Origin of the sequence: Mycolicibacterium confluentis (genome assembly GCF_010729895.1) — a bacterium.
Lineage (GTDB): Bacteria > Actinomycetota > Actinomycetes > Mycobacteriales > Mycobacteriaceae > Mycobacterium > Mycobacterium confluentis.
Genome location: NZ_AP022612.1, coordinates 4,712,460 through 4,728,759, shown reverse-complemented (window position 1 = coordinate 4,728,759; position 16,300 = coordinate 4,712,460). Strand labels below are relative to the sequence as shown.

The window sequence follows — 16,300 nt, the reverse complement described above, 5'->3', positions numbered from 1 at the left end:
TTGGTACATGGCGAGCTTGATCCGAAGCCGCGCCGCGAAGTCGGTGGCCGCACTTGTGGGCACCGCCGCACTGCTGTCTTTCGCGGTGACACCCGCGGCAGCAGATCCTGAGGTCACCCCCGGCGACCCGCCACCGCCGCCCGTCGTCGACGCGCCCGTTGACCCGTTCGCACCCCCGGCGCCACCGGCAGATCCGCTGGCCCCCGCGGCTGCCGAAGACCCGGCCGCCCCGGTGCCGCTGAACAACTACGGCGCGCCTTCGGTGATCCCCGAGGGCACGCCCGCGGGCCAGAACCCGCTGCCGTTCGAGGGCACCCCACCGTTCCGGCCGCCCACCTTCAACCCGGTGAACGGGTCGATGGTCGGTGTGGCCAAGCCCATCTACATCAACTTCGCCGTACCGATCGCCGACCGGCAGATGGCGCAGGACGCCGTGCACATCTCGTCGGTGCCGCCGGTGCCCGGCCGCTTCTACTGGGTCAGTGACACGCAGTTGCGCTGGCGTCCGCAGGACTTCTGGCCCGCCAACACCGTCGTGACCATCGACGCGGCGGGCACCAAGTCCACCTTCCGCACCGGTGACTACCTGGTCGCCACGATCGACGACAAGACCAAGCAGATGGAGGTCATGCGCAACGGGAAGCTCGAGAAGACCTTCCCGGTGTCGATGGGCAAGCCCGACGGCAAGCATGAGACCAAGAACGGCACCTACTACGTGCTGGAGAAGTTCGCCGACATCGTGATGGACTCCTCGACCTACGGCGTGCCGGTGGACTCGGCCGAGGGCTACAAGCTCAAGGTGCAGGACGCGGTCCGGATCGACAACAGTGGCATCTTCGTGCACAGCGCGCCGTGGTCGGTGGGCGATCAGGGCAAGCGCAATGTCAGCCACGGCTGCATCAACCTGAGCCCCGCCAACGCCCAGTGGTTCTTCGACAACTTCGGCAGCGGCGATCCCGTCGTCATCAAGAACAGCAAGGGCCTGTACAGCCAGCCCGACGGCGCGTCGGACTGGCAGATGTTCTAGACCCGCCCCTACGCAGAAATCGCCCGGAATCACCCGATTCCGGGCGATTCTGCATGTGGACGGTCTGTATTCGGCGTGGTTGGCCCCCAGAGGCCACTAATTGGCACGCGGGTCGAACCTATGGCCGCCCCTTCAGCGTCAGCATGTGATGGCGCTCATAGTGACGATGAAGGGATCCATACATGGTTGTGCAGACCAGTCCGCAGTCCTGCGGGGCCGTGGAAGTGCTGGCCGAGACGAGGCGGTGCTTCGCCACCGGCCGCACCCGCTCACTGGAGTGGCGGCGCGAGCAGCTGCTCGGAATCGAACGGCTGGTCAGCGAACAGGAGCCGGCCATCGCGGAGGCGCTGGCGGCCGATTTGGGCCGCTCGGCGCAGGAGTCCTGGCTCGGAGACATCGCCTCGACCAAGGCCGAGGCCGCCTATGCCCGCAAGCACCTCAAGAAGTGGATGCGGCGGCAACGGGTGAGCCTGCCGCTGGCTCAGCTGCCAGGCCGGGGCTGGGTGCAGTACGAGCCGCTCGGGGTGGTGCTCATCATCGGCCCGTGGAACTACCCCGTCTACCTGAGCTTGGGTCCCCTGGTGGCGGCCGTGGCCGCGGGCAACTGCGCCGTCATCAAGCCGTCGGAGTTGGCCCCGGCCACCTCGGCGCTGCTGGCCAGGCTGGTGCCGCAGTACGTCGATCCCGAAGCGGTCCGGGTCGTCGAGGGCGACGCCGCGATCACCCAGGACCTCTTGGCGCAGGGCTTCGACCACGCGTTCTTCACGGGCGGGACCGAGATTGGCCGCAGAATCATGGCGGCAGCGGCCCCGACCCTCACACCGGTCACGCTGGAACTCGGGGGCAAGAGCCCGGTCATCATCACCGCCGACGCGGACATCGACGTCGCGGCCCGACGGATCGCGTGGATCAAGCTGCTCAACTCCGGGCAGACCTGCATCGCTCCCGACTACGTCCTGGTCGAGCGGTCGGTCAGGGACCGGTTCGTCGCGCAGCTGAGCGCATGCCTGCGCGAATTCCGTTCCGAGGAAACGGTTCCGGCGATGCGAATCGTCAACGAACGACACCTGGACCGGCTCGCGGCAATGCTGCGCACCACGGATGGTCAGATCGCCTACGGCGGGGCAGTCGACCGCGACGCGCTGCGGATGGAACCCACCGTGGTGGTGGACCCGCCGGTCACCGACGCCGTGATGGCAGAGGAGATCTTCGGACCGATCCTGCCGGTCATCACGGTCGACTCGGTGGATCGAGCCGTCGAATACGTCAACAGCGGGCCGAAACCGCTGGCGGCGTATGTGTTCACGAGCTCCACGCGCCGTGGGCGCGAGATCGTGGACCGGATCCCCTCGGGCGGAGCGGTCCTCAACCACGTCGCAATGCACTGCCTGGTGCCGCAACTGCCCTTCGGCGGCGTGGGTGCCAGTGGGATGGGCGCGTATCACGGCCGCTGGGGCTTCGAAGCGCTCAGCCACCGTCGGGCCGTTCTGGCCAAGCCGGCGAAGCCGGACCCGACGTTCGTGTACCCGCCGCACACCAAGCGTGCGCTCGCGCTGATGCGTCGACTGTTCTGAGACTCAGCGCTCCGTCAACAACTGAGCCGCCCACCGAAATGGTGGGCGGCTCAGTCATGTTCGGGTTGGGTCAGGCGTCCGACCGGGCGCCGGGCGTGAACGCGACGGGCAGCGTCGACAGACCGTAGGCCCAGTTCGACGGCACCAGTTCAGGATTGCCGTCCAGGCGCAGGTCCTTCATCCGGCCCAGCACCTCCTCGAGGATGATCCGCAGTTCCATCCGAGCCAGGCTCGCGCCCAGGCAGAAGTGCCGTCCACCGCCGCCGTACGCGACGTGCTCAGACTTGGGGCGGTGGATGTCGAAGACGTCCGGGTTCTCGAAGACGCGCTCGTCACGGGAGCCGCTGCCGTACCACATCACGACCTTGTCGCCCTCCGAGATGCGCTTGCCGTCCAACTCGACGTCGCGCGTGGCGGTGCGGGCGAACCACTGGACCACCGACGTCCAGCGCAGGATCTCCTCCACCGCGGTGGGGATCAGCGTCGGATCGGCATACAGCGCAGCCAGCGCCTCCGGATGCTCAAGCAGGGTCAGAAGCCCGGTGGCCGCGGTGTTTCGGGTGGTGTCATTGCCCGCGAAGGTCAGCAGACCGAAGAACATCACGATCTCCAGATCGGTCAGTTCCGCGCCGTCCACCACGGCGTTGCGCAACCGCATCACCAGCGAGTCTTCGATCGCGGCCTCCGACTGGCGCGCCACCTGCTGCGCCAGATAGCCGGCCATCTCCATGAAGACGCCTGCGCCCGAATTGGATTCGGGGGACCGGATCTCCTGCTCGATGCGTTCGGTCCAGTCGTAGAACGAGGGCAGGTCCTCCTCCGGCGCGCCCATCAGTTCCATCAGGATGAGAAGCGGGATCGGGACGGCGATGTCGGCCGCGTAGTCCGCCCGGCCGCTCTCTATGACCTTGTCGATGGTGGTGACGACCCGCGCGCGGATCCCCTCCTCCATCTTGGCCACCGCGGCCGGGGTGAACACCTTGGCCAGGATCTTGCGGTGCCGGGTGTGCGTGGGCGGGTCCATGTACAGCAGCATGTTGCTGATGACGTCGAGATTCACCAGCTGATCGGGGTTGATGAAGACCCCGCCCCGTCGGCTGGAGAAGGTCTCCGAATCATGGCTGACCTCGGAGATCTCAGCGTGGCGGAACAACATCCAGCACCCGGTGCCGTCCGGCAGGGGGTTCCAATGCACCGGGGACTGCTGTCGCATGCGCTTGAAGAGCCCGTGTGGCGGCCCGTCGGCCCACCAACTCGGATCGAAGACATTGACCGCCGCCACGTCCTGCTCGGCGTCGCTGACGATGTTCGCCGTCATGGTTTCTCCCACTGCTTGGCTGACCTGCACAAAGGCAGTCGTGACCTCCGTCACTGCTCGCCTCAAATGCTATGCAGCGACACAGGTTCCGATACGGCCGTGGGTGCCAATCGGTGGCCCGCGGGGGACACCGTCAGACGACGTGCGTCAGTTCCAGATGCGCACCCGGTGCTCGGGTTCGAGGAACAGTTCGTCGTCGGGGCCGACGCCGAACGCCTCGTAGAACGCGTCCATGTTGCGGATCACGCCGTTGCAGCGGAACTCCGGCGGCGAGTGCGGGTCCACGGCGAGGCGACGGATCGACTCCGCGTCGCGGGACTTCGTCCGCCACACCTGTGCCCAGCCGAAGAACACCCGCTGCACCCCGGTGAGGCCGTCGATCACCGGCGCCTCCTTGCCGCCCAGCGACAGTTTGTAGGCCAGCAGTGCGATCGAGAGGCCGCCGAGGTCGCCGATGTTCTCGCCCACCGTGAACGCGCCGTTGACGTGGTACTCATTGGAGAGGGCGCGCGGCACGAAGTCGTCGTACTGTTCGATGAGAGCCTTTGTGCGCAGCCCGAATTCGGCGCGGTCGGCATCGGTCCACCAGTCCACCAGGTTGCCGTCGCCGTCGTACTTGGCGCCCTGATCGTCGAAGCCGTGCCCGATCTCGTGGCCGATCACCGCACCGATGCCGCCGTAGTTGGCGGCGTCGTCGGCGTCGGCGTCGAAGAACGGCGGCTGCAGGATCGCTGCGGGGAACACGATCTCGTTCATGCCCGGGTTGTAGTAGGCGTTCACGGTCTGCGGGGTCATGAACCACTCGTCGCGGTCGACGGGCCCACCGAGCTTGGCCAGTTCGCGATCGGAGTCGACCTCGTGGCCGCGGCGGCAGTTGCCGTACAGGTCATCGCGGTCGATGACCAGTTGCGAGTAGTCCCGCCACTTGGCCGGGTAGCCGATCTTGGGCGTGAACTTGTCCAGCTTGGCCAACGCGCGCTGCCGGGTCTCCGGCGTCATCCACTCGAGGTCGTTGATGCTGACCCGGTAGGCCTCCCGCAGGTTGGCCACCAGCACGTCCATCCGCGCCTTGTGCTCGGGCGGGAAGTGGCGTGCGACGTACAGCTTGCCCAGGGCGTCGCCCATCAGGCCCTCCACGAGGCTCACACCGCGCTTCCAGCGATCGCGGATGGCCTCGGTGCCGCTCAGGGTCCGGCCGTAGAACTCGAAGTCCTGGGCCACGATGGCATCGGTCAACATGCCGGCACGGGAGCGGATCAGGCGCCAGCGCGCCCAGTCCTTCCACGTGTCCAGGGACTCGCCCGCCCAGAGCGCGGCGAACGCCGTCAGGTAGTCGGGTTGGCGCACGACGACTTCAGCGGACTTCTCGGGGCTGCTGCCGAGCGCGGTGATCCACGCCGTCCAGTCGAAGCCGGGGGCCTCGTCGGCGAGGTCGGCGAAGGCGCGCAGGTTGTAGGTCAGGTCGGCGTCGCGCCGCTTCACGACGTCCCAGTGGGCCGAGGCCAACTTCTTCTCCAGCGCGACGATGCGCTCGGCGGTGTCCGCGTGGTCCTGCGCGGTCCCGCCGTAGACCAGCGCGAACATCCGCGCGATGTGGTCTGGATACGCCGCCAGGATCTCGGCGTGCTGCGGGTCGCGGTAGTAGGACTCGTCGGGCAGGCCCAGCCCCGACTGGCTCACGTGGAGCAGGTACCGCGTGGAGTTCTTGGAGTCAGTGTCCACATAGACACCGGCACCGCCGCCGACCCCGGCACGCTGCAGCGCGCCGATGACCGCGGCCAGCGCGTCGGCGTCGGCGGCCTCGTCGATCTGAGTCAGCTCGTCGAGCAGGGGAGTGACGCCGCGGTTCTCGACGGCCGCCTCGTCGAGGAAGCTGGCGTACAGATCGCCGATGCGCCGCTGATCGGTGCCCGCCGGGGCGTTGCTCGCGGCGGCCTCGGTGATCAGGTCGCGGACCTGCTCCTCGGCGCGGTCGAACAGCGACCGGAAGGCGCCGTCGGTGGCGCGGTCGGCGGGAATCTCGTAGTCGGTCAGCCAGCGGCCGTTGACGTGACCGAACAGGTCGTCCTGCGGGCGCGAGTGGTCATCGACGTAGCTCAGGTCCAGGCCCGAGCGAATGGCTTCTACCGTCACGGCTTCATCCTTACCAGAAGTCGCCGGGTACCCTCACGGCCATGCCTGACGCCGAGGTCACAGAGCCCGACAGCAGCGCTGACGCCACCGAGGTGCCGGCCCCCGGGCCCGTCTTCTCGCTCTACGGAATCGCCTCGGCGGTGCTTGCCGTCGTCGCGGTCGCCGGGGTGGTGCTCGCCGGGCTGATCTACGCAGGGCACCGCGACCAGGTCGCCGAACTGGACCACCGCACTCGCGTCATGCAGGCCGCCGCCGATTGGACAGGCGTGCTGATCAACATGAACGCGGCCACCGTCGAGGCCAGCCTGCAGAGACTGCACGACGGCACCGTCGGCGAACTCAACGCCGACTTCGAGGCCGCCGTCACGCCCTACACCGACGTCGTCAAGACCCTGAAGTCGCAGACCCGCGGGCAGATCGAGGCGGTCGCCTACGAGTCGGTGCACCGTGACCTCGACACCGAACCGGGCTCACCGCCACCATCGCCTCCGCTGCCGCAGGACGTCGCGTCCCGGACCGACACGGTGCTTGTCATCGCGTCATCGGTGAGTCAGAACGTGGGCGGCACACCGCAGACCGTGCGCTGGAACCTGCGCCTCGGCGTCTCCGACGTCGACGGCCGACTGCTCATCTCACGTCTGGAGTCAATGCGATGAGGAACACCTGGCGTGTGCTGGCCTTCGACATCGCCGCACCGCTGGTGGCGATCGTCGCGCTGCTGGCGATCGGGTCCTTCCTCGACTGGCCGCTGTGGTGGGTGTCGGTGTGCTCGATCCTGGGCCTGCTGATCGTCGAGGCCATGATCGTCAACGCGGTGCTGTGGCGGCGGGACCGCGTGACTGCGGGCACCGACGACGACGGCCCCGGTCTGCGGTTGGCCGTGGTCGCGCTGATGACCGGGCTGGTGGCGGCCGCAGTCGTGGTCGGCTACACGCGGCTGACGCTGCCCGACCGGCAGCTCAACAACGACGCGCAGGAAGTGGTGCGCCTGGCGACGGCCGTCTCGGAGGCGACGGCGACATTCTCGCCGCAGGACCCGATGGCGTCGATCGAGCGCGCCGCGGCCCTGATGGCCCCCGCGCAGGCCGAGGCGTTCAAGGCCAACTTCGGCAAGTCGACCGAAGACCTCGCCCGCAAGAGGATCTCGGCGCAGGCTCAGACCATCTCGGCCGGCGTGGAAGCGCTGGGCACCGACGGCGCCAACGTGGCGGTGGTCATGCGTGGGACGCAGAGCACGCCGGGACAGGCGCCGACGCGTGCGGTGCTCGCGCTGCGGGTCACGCTCGGCAAACCCGAGGGGCGCTGGGTGGTGCTCGACGTGGCGCCGATCAACACGCCCAACCCGCAGGGCTGAGGCCCTACAGGCAGCTCAGCGCAACCGCGCGTGTTCGACCTTGAGGCAGCGGTCCATCACGACGGCGATGCCGGCGGCCCGGGCCTCGCGGGCGACGTCCTCATCGACCAGGCCCAGTTGCAGCCACAGGGACTTGGGCCGCTGCGGCAGCGCCAGGATCTCGGCGAGCACTCCCGGCAACTCCTCGGTGCGCCGGAACACGTCGACCATGTCGGGCACGACGGGCAGATCGGCAAGGCTCGCGAAGGCCGGGTCGCCGTCGAGTTCGGTGATGGTCGGGTTCACCGGGTACAGCGTGTACTGGCCGGTGGCCCGCAGGTAGTGGTACACGTCGTGGCTCGGCCGCGCGGGATTCGCCGACGCGCCCACCACGGCGATGGTGCGGGTGGTCCGCAGGATTTGGTCGAGATCGTCAGACACGACGTCGAGCATGTCAGGTGATGTCACCCGCGGTGCGGCGCAGGGTCAGCCGCGACCGCGGCGCTGCTCCTGAATCTTGGCGAAGCGATCCGAGAGTCGTCGCATTCGGATCATCAACGAGGCCGGGGGACTGACCTTGCCGCTGAGGTAGACTTCGAGGTCCTGCGGAGGAATCCCGCTGCGCGAGGCGAACTCGGGATCGGACAGACCCGAGCGGTCCATCAGGACGCGGATGTGCCGGGCGGCCTCGGCGCGTTCGTTGGCCTCCAGATGCTGACGACTGCGGGCGATGACCTCGTGCATCGCTTTGGAGACGCCGATGAGTTCGGCGTTGGCCAGAACTTCCTCGACCTGTCGGGCCGTGCGGCCAAAGGGGTCGCGTTTGATCGCCAGGACGATGCGCTGCCACACGCTGATGTCGCCGTCCTGCAGCGCAGAACGAATCGCGGAGGTGGGCCAGACTTCGACCGGACGATCCGGGCCACGTGCCGGGACTCCGTTGCCGTGGCTGCGGTCGGCATCCCTTGCTGCCAAGGTCACCTCGCCTCCTCAAGCATCGCCACGGCCACGGCCAGGCAGCGCTGCCTGACCCGATCCCACTCCGCCTGCCTGCCGGGTTCGGCCCACACGCCGTCGACGTCGTCGGGCGCGGGCTCGGCGAGTCGGCGGACCAGAGTGGTCGCGACCCACAGACCTGCGGGTGTTCGCCCACAGTAATACCTGTCCATCCCCGACAGCACCAACGCTGCGGTCTGCGGTTCCAGGACGTCAACCAGGTCAGCAAACGCCGCGTAGTCTGCGCCGCTGTTGCGTGACATCAGCAGATAAGCCTGGAGTCGCAGCGTCTCGGCACCCGTCGGGATCTGCAGACGGTCGCCGGTCGGCAACTGGACGGTCGTGGTCTCCAAGGGAGCCAAACGCTCCAGCACAGCATCGTGATAACCCAACTCGGTCTCGGTCGCCAGCGCGTCGAGTGCGACGTCGAGACGGTCTCGCCACCGCGTCACTGGATGGACCGGTCGCGCGATGCGATCGGTGCGCTCCTTGACGATGCCGGCGCGAGTCGATTTCGGCGGGTGTGCGTCGTCGCTGCCGCGGACCCGGCCCGCCAGGGTCTGCAGTCCGGCGCAGCCCGAGAAGGCCAGCGGATCGGCGACGGTGATGGCGTCGGGAGCCAGGTCCCGCAGCCTGGCCGACGACTTCACGACGACTCGCAGGTCAGCACTGGGCGCGACCAGCGCCGAGATGTCCTCGGGGATGATCACCAGATCACCGAGGTCCAGCTTGGGCAGCGGCTTCTCGAAATCCACCGACGGCAGAATGCGGGCCAGCCAGCGCGGCAGCCACCAGTTCCACTGGTCGAACATCGCCATCAGGGCCGGCACCAGGACCAGTCGCACGACGGTCGCGTCGACCGCGATCGCCACGGCGCAGGCCACACCCAACTGCGCGACCAGGGGCATTCCCGCGAAGGCGAAGCCGACGAACACCGCGATCATGATCAGGGCGGCGCTGGTGATGGTCCGCGCGCTCGTACTCACGCCGTACGCCACGGCGTCGCGGGTGTCGCCGGTCTGCAGGAAGCGCTCACGGATTCGGGTGAGCAGGAAGATCTCGTAGTCCATCGAGAGCCCGAACGTCAGCGCCAGGACCAGCGGCGGGATCGTGCTGTCGATCGATGAGATGCGTTCGAAGCCCAGCGCCTCCAGCCAGCCCCACTGGAAGATCATCACGAGGCTGCCGTAGGCCGCGGCGACGGACAGCACCGTCATCAGGACGCCCTTGAGCGCCAGGAACACCGACTGGATCGAGATCAGCAGCATCACGAATGCGATCAGCGCGACGAACAGGAACACGAAGGGTTCGGCCGTGGCGACCCTGTCGTCGAAGTCCTTGATCAGCGCGGTGGGACCGCCGACATCGACGGATGCGTTCTCCGCGCCCGGCACCCGGGGCAGTTCGCTGCGCAGCCAGTCGATCGTGCTGCGGGCCGCCATGTCCTCGGGATCCACGGTCAGCACCCCGGACAGCAGCGCGCTGTGCCTGTCGTCGGAGAACACCGGTTCCGACACCGACACGATGTGGATGGCCTCATCCATCTTCTGGGCGACGTTGTCGACGACGGCTGAGTTCTGCGGCGCGGACGCGTCGCCGTCGGGGAAGCTGACCAGCACCCGGACCGGGCCCAGCGCGCCGGGGCCCAGCGCTTCGGCCGCCGCGCCCACACCGCCGCGAATCTCGTGCGACGACGGGAACTGCCGCAGCATGCTGTTGCCCAGTACGAGGGAGAACACGGGCGCGGCGAGCGCCAACAGGAACACCGTGGCCGACAGCGCCGACACCCAGGGCCGTTTCATGACCCAGCCGACCCAGCGGGTCCAGAACCGGGACTGCGTGGACTCGATGCCGCGCCCCCAGTGCAGCAGGCGTGATCGCTTGGCCACGCGACGGCCGAATATGGCCAGCACCGCCGGCGTCAGGGTCGTCGAGGTCAGCACCGCGACGGCCACCGCCAGGATCGCGCCGGTGGCCATCGAATTCAGCACGGGGGTGTTGATCAGGTAGATGCCGGTCACCGAGGCGATGACCGTGGCGCCGGAGAGCACCACCGCGAGGCCCGACGTCGCCATCGACGCGTCGGTGGCCTGGCTGACGTCGCGGCCCGCCCGCAGTTCCTCCCGGAACCGCATCAGGATGAACAGGGAGTAGTCGATCGCCAGCGCGATGCCGAACATCGACACCGTGGACGTCACGAAGACCGACATCGTGAAGAACGACGACAGCCAGAACACCACGCCCATCGTGACCACGACGGTGCACACGCCCAGGAGCAGGGGGACGGCCGCGGCCGCCAGCGAGCCGAACACCGCCAACAGCACGATCAGGACGATCGGCAGGTTCCACTTCTCGGCCTCGGCGACGTCGTGCTTGGTGGTCTCCGAGGCTGCAGCACCCAGGGCGCCCTGGCCGATGACGTAGAGCCGGACCCGGCCATCGTTGATCTCACCGGGCCGATCGCCGTCGATGCCGACCTTGGCACGCAGTTGCTTGGCCACGTCGACCGCACCGGAGTTCTCGAAATCCAGGTTCAGCGACACCACGTGGGGCCGGTCCGGGCCCGGCGGCGGTTGGATGGGGTTGGGCACGACCCTGACGCTTGGGACCTCGCTCGCCACACGCTGCAGGAACGCGACGGCGTCGTTCATGTCGGCGTACGTCGCGTCGGCGCGCGGGGCGGCGACCAGGGCCAGTGGCGAGGCGCCCTCGTTGGGGAAGTGGTCCTCGATGGCGTACTGGACGCGCAGCGACTGCGAGTCGGCGACCTCGAAGCCACCGCCCGTGAGGTTGCTGGAATTAGTCAGTGCCAGATAGATCGAGGGCACGAGCGCGAGCAGCCACGTCGCGAAGACCAGCCAGCGAAATCTGCGCAGGTTGCGGCTCAGGCGCATCATGAACTGCTGGATGGTGGACTCCCGCGTCCTCTGCCGGAATAGGTGTGGCAGAGCCTACCGCAGCAGCCTGTGTCCGCATTGGACGAGGAATCCGCGCGGAGAACCGAACTGTAACGTTCGCCACATTGTGATCTGCGCGCGATCTCGAGCCGCGCTGCGGGCGCCGAGTCCTTTGGCGCCCCGAAATCGCCTGTTCGAGTCGTCCGGGGGTGCTGTCGAGGATGGGCCCGCGTGGCGGGGGATGGCACCATGGCGGATGGCCATCCTCGGATCGGGGACCATCGGATGGCGTCTGCGCTGAAACATCGGGGCCGGTCGGCCCGATAGATGTTCGCGAACCGTAAGGAGTGATCCCCATGGGCAGGACCGAACAATCGACGCGCCGCAGGATCGGTGCTGTGCTGATGGCCACCGCATTCGGCGGCGCGGGCACGCTGCTGTTGCTGGGGCCGACCGCCAGCGCGGCACCCGACCCCTGTGCGGCCAGTCAGGTGGCCAGGACCATCGGCACGGTCGCGAACAACACCGGCCTGTATCTCGACTCGCACCCCGAAACGAACCAGGCGCTGACGAGGATCTCGCAGCAGGCTGCGGGCCCGCAGTCGCTCGTGGCCCTCAAGACCTACTTCGACGCCAACCCCGCCGCGGCCAAGGACCTGCAGACCATCCAGAAGCCGCTGACCGCGTTGTCGACGAAGTGCAAGCTGCCGATCTCGCTGCCCCAGGTGCTGAGCATCATGCAGACCACGCAGCAGGGCGGACTGCCCGACGCTTCGCCAGTGACCGGCACGGGCCCCGCGCCGGGACCCGGCGTCGCGGTGCCCGCCGCGACGGGCGCCACCAGCACTCCCGGCTGACGGGCCCGCCGAGGGGTCGGTGACCTGCGGATCTGCGACTTTCTCCGAATCGTCTGACGACTAGGCAGGAAAGTGTCAAGCGAATCTGCTTGGATGAGCGATGTCGCCTGCACTGTGCAGGTTCGACCAGGCCTTCCACACCCGTCTAAGGAGCTCGAACATGAGGTTTTCCGCTCGTCGCGCGGTGATCGGCGTTATGGGTGCCGGTGCGCTCAGCACAGCGGTGCTGTTTGCTGCAGCCCCCTCCGCGCTCGCCGATCCGCCGCCGCCGCCGAACTGCACCGCCGCAGACCTGGCGGGAGTCGCGTCGGGCGTGTCCGCATCCACCTCGGCGTACCTGTTCACGCATCCTGACGTCAACGCGTTCTTCACAAGCCTCGAGGGTGCCGACCACGACACCATCAAGGCCGAGGTCCGGAAATACCTGGACGCCAACCCCCAGATCGAAGCCGAGCTCACGGGCATCCGGCAGCCGCTGTTCGACATTCGGGAGCGCTGCGGGGCGGCAAGCGATCCCGCACTCTCAGACGACTAGTGCCCGCTGTGGCCCATGAGCCCGCACGTGACGGTGTGGGCCACACGGTCTTGATGGTCGACGACGATCCGGACGTTCGGACCTCGGTGGCGCGTGGACTGCGCCATTCGGGGTTCGACGTCAGGGTCGCGGCCAACGGCAAGGAAGCCCTCCGGCTGTTGTCCAGCGAATCGCATGATGCGCTCGTCCTCGATGTGCAGATGCCCGAACTGGACGGTGTCGCGGTCGTGACCGCATTGCGGGCCCTGGGCAACGACATCCCGATCTGTGTGCTGTCGGCGCGGGACACCGTCAACGATCGCATCGCCGGTCTTGAGGCCGGTGCCGACGATTACCTGACCAAACCGTTCGACCTCGGTGAACTCGTCGCTCGTCTTCGGGCACTGCTGCGCCGCGCGACCCACGCCGAGGAACACTCCGACGCCATGACCGTCGGGCCTCTGACCGTCGACACCGCACGGCGCCTGGTGTTCGTCGAAGGAGACCGAGCCGATCTCACCAAGCGGGAGTTCGACCTGCTCGCGGTGCTCGTGGAGAACGCAGGCGTGGTGCTGTCGCGGCAGCGACTCCTCGAGTTGGTGTGGGGTTACGACTTCGACGTCGACACCAATGTGGCCGACGTCTTCGTAAGCTACCTGCGACGCAAGCTCGAACGCGAAGGTGTGCCGCGCGTGATCCACACCGTCCGCGGGATCGGATACGTGCTCCGGGCCGATCCGTGACCGACCCGACGCGGCCGAAGCGCTGGCTGCGTTACCGTGCGTCGCTGCGCACCCGGGTCGCGATCGCGGCCGCGATCGCCGCGGCCGCGGTGGTCGGCGCGCTCGTGGTGCTCACCTCGTTCGCGCTGGCCAGCAACGACTCGGCGCAACTGGACCGGCGCCTGGACGCCATCGTCGACGCCAGCACCGGCGGCAGCCGGGCCAACGACGCGTCGCATGCCGTGTTCTCGACGGGGCGTTCGGCGTCGACGGGCGAGGTGGTGTTCCAACGTGGACTGCAGCTGCCGCAGCTTCCGCCGGGCACCGACACCGTCACCGTCAACGGGGTCGAGTACCGCGTCCGCACGGTGCTGCTGGACCGGCAGGGCATTCTCATGTCGATCGGCATCCGGACCGACAGCATCCTGCTGAACAGCGCCCGCATCCCGCTCTACGTCGGCATCGCGGTGGTGGCCCTTTTCATCGCGGGCAGTCTGGGCTGGCTGCTCGGCGGTGCGGCGACACGACCCCTGCGCAGGCTCACCGAACAGACGCAGCGGCTGGGCCAGGGCGGGGTCGACCAGATCGATCCCGTGCGCGGCGTCAAGGAGGCCGAGGACCTGTCGGAGGCCATGATCGGCATGCTGCTCCGGTTGGCCGCCGCGCAGGCTTCGACCACACAGTCGCTGCAGGCCGCACAGGATTTCGCGGCCAATGCGGCCCATGAACTGCGCACGCCGCTGACCGCGATGCGGGCCGACCTGGACACCCTGCGCATCCACGACCTCCCGCCACACGAGCGCGACGAGGTGGTCGCCGACCTGGCGCGGGCCCAGCGCCGCGTCGAGGCGACGATCACGGCGCTCGGGCAACTGGCGTCGGGTCAGCTCGCCCAGGCCGAGGACCGCGAACTGGTTGACATCGAGGAACTGCTGGACCGAGTGGCGCGGGAGAACACCCGTCCAGGCGGCACCGTCGAGATCGTCGTGGACACGCACTTCGCCGAACCGGCAGACGGCGTGATCCTCGGCTGGCCCGGCGGCCTGCGGCTGGCCGTCGACAACCTGGTCCGCAACGCCATCACGCACGGCAGGGCCTCGCGCATAGTGCTGACCGCGCGCCGCGACGCGGGCGAGATGGCGATCATCGTCGACGACAACGGGTGCGGGTTGCCGGCCGACGAGCATGAGATCGTGCTCGGACGGTTCTCCCGGGGGAGCACGGCCGCCTCTGGCGGGTCCGGGCTCGGGCTGGCACTGGTGGCCCAGCAGGCGGCGCTGCACGGCGGGCACATCGAACTGTCCGACGGCCCACTCGGCGGGTTACGCGCGACTCTGACCGTCGCGACGCCGGCTGACGGCTAGCGCACCGCGCCAGCCCAGCAGCAGGGCCGCCGTCACCAGCGAGGCGACGATGATGAACGAGACGGCCACGCCCGTCGAGGTGGCCTTGCGCAGCAGCATCCCGACGATGATCGTCGACAGCCAGACCACCACGCCCGTCGGCGCGATCGCGGTGGGTGCACGCCACCCGCGGGATGCGAGCCAGCCGACACCCGCGCCGGTCAGAAACGGCCAGGCGGTTTCGGCAATGCCCGCCAGCGTCAGACCTTCGGCGTGGCTGCGCCGTCCGAGCGCACAGAACACCACGACGGACACGACGTCCGCCAGAACCGCGACGAGAACCCTGCGTTGATTCATTGCGCGACAGAGTAGGTCATGACGTCCCGGTCTAGGGGAAGCACCTCGACCTCGTCGCGTGCGGCGAACCCGGGTTGCAGCGGTGCCGGCTGGCCGGTGAACAGCTTGTTCACACTCTCGGCCGACGCCAGTCGCTCGTCCAGTCGGAAGGACTTGATGACGAACGGGAGGCCGTTGGCGGCCAAGGGGTCCGGGTTGTCCATCACGTGGAAGTGCAGGTGCGGGGCAGTGGTGTTCCCGGAGTTCCCCAGCTCGGCGATCTGCTGACCTGGCTCGAGATCCTCGCCGGCCTTGACGCTGATACTGCCCGGCTTGAGGTGCCCGTAGAAGGCGTAGTTGCCGTCGCCGAGATCCTGCACGACATGGTTGCCGCCGTACTGATCAAGGGGCAGACCCGAGGGGGTCTTGGACGGCACCTGCTCGGGCAGGTTGTCGACGACGGCCACCACCTTGCCCGGGCCGACCGCACGGATCGGCGCGGCGAAGAACGCGTAACTCTCCAGCTTGGTGGGATCGCCGCTGAACAGCCGGAAGTCGTCGGTCATCTGCACGTAGTCGATCGCGAACCGCTCAGCGGCCCACAGCGCTCCGTTGATCGGGTTGAGCGCCATTCGGTGGGAAGAGGTGCCGCAGCACCCGTTGGCGTCGACCCAGTTGGCGCCGTCGAGTGGAGGGTCGATGGCCACGGGCTTGCGTGTCGCGACCGTCACCGGGGCGACGGGTTGGGTCACCTTGGCGGGCACCAGTCCCGGAATCGGCTTGCTGACCGTCAGGTCGACCGAGTGGGTGATGTCGGACGGCGGTTCGGCCCCGTTGTCGACGACCACATCGAGCCACACGATGGCGGTGCCACCGGCCGGGATGACGGTCGTCGGCGTCGCGGTGTCGCCCAACGCCCGGGTCCAGTACTTCAGGTTGTCGCCGGAGAGAGTCAACAGACTGCGGTCACCGGTCTTGGCGGTCAGCGAGTTGAGTGTGGCGTTGCCCGGCAGGGCGTTGGTCAGGACCAGCTCATAGGCCAGGTGCGTGCGTCCGTCGGTGGCCGGCACGGGGATCGGCGGCGCCAGCACGGAGCCGATCAGCGGGGTCGGCATCGGCGGGGCAGTGCTCGTGGCGGTGGTCTCGGTGGTGGCCGGATCCGACGAGCATGCGGCCATGCCCGTCACGACCAGCAGGGTCGCGGCGCACTGGAGCAGGCGGCGGGGCAGAGGACGCGTCATGGGGCAGAT

The 16,300-nt window shown here is 68.3% G+C and carries 15 protein-coding genes; 8 read left to right on the top strand and 7 right to left on the bottom strand.

The genetic code is table 11. The annotated features are described in order from the left end of the window. Positions 1 to 7: 7 nt before the first annotated feature. Positions 8 to 1,027, top strand: coding sequence for a L,D-transpeptidase (locus tag G6N34_RS22350; protein WP_085157081.1), 1,020 nt, complete (start codon positions 8 to 10; stop codon positions 1,025 to 1,027). A 182-nt stretch (positions 1,028 to 1,209) separates the two neighbouring features. Beyond that, entirely contained in the window at positions 1,210 to 2,601 is a 1,392-nt protein-coding gene (locus G6N34_RS22345) for an aldehyde dehydrogenase family protein (RefSeq protein WP_085157078.1), read from the top strand. A 70-nt stretch (positions 2,602 to 2,671) separates the two neighbouring features. Here the strand turns inward: G6N34_RS22345 and G6N34_RS22340 are convergent, their stop codons facing one another. Next, complete coding sequence (locus G6N34_RS22340; RefSeq protein WP_085157075.1) at positions 2,672 to 3,919, bottom strand: cytochrome P450; 1,248 nt, start codon at positions 3,917 to 3,919, stop codon at positions 2,672 to 2,674. A 147-nt stretch (positions 3,920 to 4,066) separates the two neighbouring features. After that, on the bottom strand, positions 4,067 to 6,052 hold the full coding sequence (locus tag G6N34_RS22335) for a M13 family metallopeptidase (protein ID WP_085157072.1): 1,986 nt from the start codon (positions 6,050 to 6,052) through the stop codon (positions 4,067 to 4,069). A gap of 41 nt (positions 6,053 to 6,093) precedes the next feature. Between G6N34_RS22335 and G6N34_RS22330 the strand changes: the two genes are divergently transcribed. Together G6N34_RS22330 and G6N34_RS22325 are read left to right on the top strand one after the other, a co-directional pair. Further along, positions 6,094 to 6,708, top strand: coding sequence for an Rv1363c family protein (locus G6N34_RS22330; protein ID WP_085157069.1), 615 nt, complete (start codon positions 6,094 to 6,096; stop codon positions 6,706 to 6,708). Next, positions 6,705 to 7,406, top strand: coding sequence for a hypothetical protein (locus tag G6N34_RS22325; RefSeq protein WP_085157066.1), 702 nt, complete (start codon positions 6,705 to 6,707; stop codon positions 7,404 to 7,406). The genes G6N34_RS22330 and G6N34_RS22325 overlap by 4 nt, the downstream gene beginning before the upstream one ends. Before the next feature lie 15 nt (positions 7,407 to 7,421). Here the strand turns inward: G6N34_RS22325 and G6N34_RS22320 are convergent, their stop codons facing one another. The 3 genes from G6N34_RS22320 to G6N34_RS22310 are packed head-to-tail and all read right to left on the bottom strand — an operon-like array spanning position 7,422 to position 11,278. Beyond that, positions 7,422 to 7,826 carry a CoA-binding protein gene (locus tag G6N34_RS22320; RefSeq protein ID WP_085157305.1) on the bottom strand — a complete coding sequence of 135 codons (405 nt, stop codon included), beginning with the start codon at positions 7,824 to 7,826 and terminating at the stop codon, positions 7,422 to 7,424. A 45-nt stretch (positions 7,827 to 7,871) separates the two neighbouring features. Continuing rightward, positions 7,872 to 8,360 carry a transcriptional regulator gene (locus G6N34_RS22315; RefSeq protein ID WP_085157302.1) on the bottom strand — a complete coding sequence of 163 codons (489 nt, stop codon included), beginning with the start codon at positions 8,358 to 8,360 and terminating at the stop codon, positions 7,872 to 7,874. 2 nt (positions 8,361 to 8,362) lie between these two features. Beyond that, complete coding sequence (locus G6N34_RS22310) at positions 8,363 to 11,278, bottom strand: MMPL family transporter (RefSeq protein ID WP_085157063.1); 2,916 nt, start codon at positions 11,276 to 11,278, stop codon at positions 8,363 to 8,365. 356 nt (positions 11,279 to 11,634) lie between these two features. On the opposite strand from G6N34_RS22310, the gene G6N34_RS22305 reads away from it, so the two are divergent. The 4 genes from G6N34_RS22305 to G6N34_RS22290 all read left to right on the top strand — a co-directional run bounded on the left by G6N34_RS22305 (position 11,635) and on the right by G6N34_RS22290 (position 14,735). Continuing rightward, on the top strand, positions 11,635 to 12,135 hold the full coding sequence (locus G6N34_RS22305) for a hemophore (RefSeq protein ID WP_085157060.1): 501 nt from the start codon (positions 11,635 to 11,637) through the stop codon (positions 12,133 to 12,135). Positions 12,136 to 12,295: 160 nt separating this feature from the next. After that, positions 12,296 to 12,670 carry a heme-binding protein gene (locus G6N34_RS22300; RefSeq protein ID WP_085157057.1) on the top strand — a complete coding sequence of 125 codons (375 nt, stop codon included), beginning with the start codon at positions 12,296 to 12,298 and terminating at the stop codon, positions 12,668 to 12,670. Between the two features lie 53 nt (positions 12,671 to 12,723). After that, positions 12,724 to 13,392 carry a response regulator transcription factor gene (locus tag G6N34_RS22295; RefSeq protein WP_179965847.1) on the top strand — a complete coding sequence of 223 codons (669 nt, stop codon included), beginning with the start codon at positions 12,724 to 12,726 and terminating at the stop codon, positions 13,390 to 13,392. Beyond that, entirely contained in the window at positions 13,389 to 14,735 is a 1,347-nt protein-coding gene (locus tag G6N34_RS22290) for a HAMP domain-containing sensor histidine kinase (RefSeq protein ID WP_085157051.1), read from the top strand. Before G6N34_RS22295 ends, G6N34_RS22290 begins: the two co-directional genes overlap by 4 nt. Here the strand turns inward: G6N34_RS22290 and G6N34_RS22285 are convergent. Both G6N34_RS22285 and G6N34_RS22280 read right to left on the bottom strand, forming a co-directional pair. Next, on the bottom strand, positions 14,694 to 15,071 hold the full coding sequence (locus G6N34_RS22285) for a DUF3054 domain-containing protein (protein WP_085157048.1): 378 nt from the start codon (positions 15,069 to 15,071) through the stop codon (positions 14,694 to 14,696). The two genes, G6N34_RS22290 and G6N34_RS22285, sit on opposite strands and share 42 nt — an antisense overlap. Beyond that, positions 15,068 to 16,291: a M23 family metallopeptidase gene (locus tag G6N34_RS22280; protein WP_085157045.1), complete on the bottom strand. Its 1,224-nt coding sequence runs from the start codon at positions 16,289 to 16,291 to the stop codon at positions 15,068 to 15,070. Before G6N34_RS22280 ends, G6N34_RS22285 begins: the two co-directional genes overlap by 4 nt. Positions 16,292 to 16,300 lie beyond the last annotated feature (9 nt).

Bases quoted from the DNA above. Each gene is read 5' to 3' on its own strand.
- G6N34_RS22345 (WP_085157078.1), top strand. From the start codon at position 1,210: ATGGTTGTGCAGACCAGTCCGCAGTCCTGCGGGGCCGTGGAAGTGCTG.
- G6N34_RS22305 (WP_085157060.1), top strand. From the start codon at position 11,635: ATGGGCAGGACCGAACAATCGACGCGCCGCAGGATCGGTGCTGTGCTG.
- G6N34_RS22310 (WP_085157063.1), bottom strand. From the start codon at position 11,278: ATGATGCGCCTGAGCCGCAACCTGCGCAGATTTCGCTGGCTGGTCTTC.
- G6N34_RS22295 (WP_179965847.1), top strand. From the start codon at position 12,724: ATGGTCGACGACGATCCGGACGTTCGGACCTCGGTGGCGCGTGGACTG.
- G6N34_RS22285 (WP_085157048.1), bottom strand. From the start codon at position 15,071: ATGAATCAACGCAGGGTTCTCGTCGCGGTTCTGGCGGACGTCGTGTCC.
- G6N34_RS22325 (WP_085157066.1), top strand. From the start codon at position 6,705: ATGAGGAACACCTGGCGTGTGCTGGCCTTCGACATCGCCGCACCGCTG.
- G6N34_RS22330 (WP_085157069.1), top strand. From the start codon at position 6,094: ATGCCTGACGCCGAGGTCACAGAGCCCGACAGCAGCGCTGACGCCACC.
- G6N34_RS22340 (WP_085157075.1), bottom strand. From the start codon at position 3,919: ATGACGGCGAACATCGTCAGCGACGCCGAGCAGGACGTGGCGGCGGTC.
- G6N34_RS22350 (WP_085157081.1), top strand. From the start codon at position 8: ATGGCGAGCTTGATCCGAAGCCGCGCCGCGAAGTCGGTGGCCGCACTT.
- G6N34_RS22280 (WP_085157045.1), bottom strand. From the start codon at position 16,291: ATGACGCGTCCTCTGCCCCGCCGCCTGCTCCAGTGCGCCGCGACCCTG.
- G6N34_RS22300 (WP_085157057.1), top strand. From the start codon at position 12,296: ATGAGGTTTTCCGCTCGTCGCGCGGTGATCGGCGTTATGGGTGCCGGT.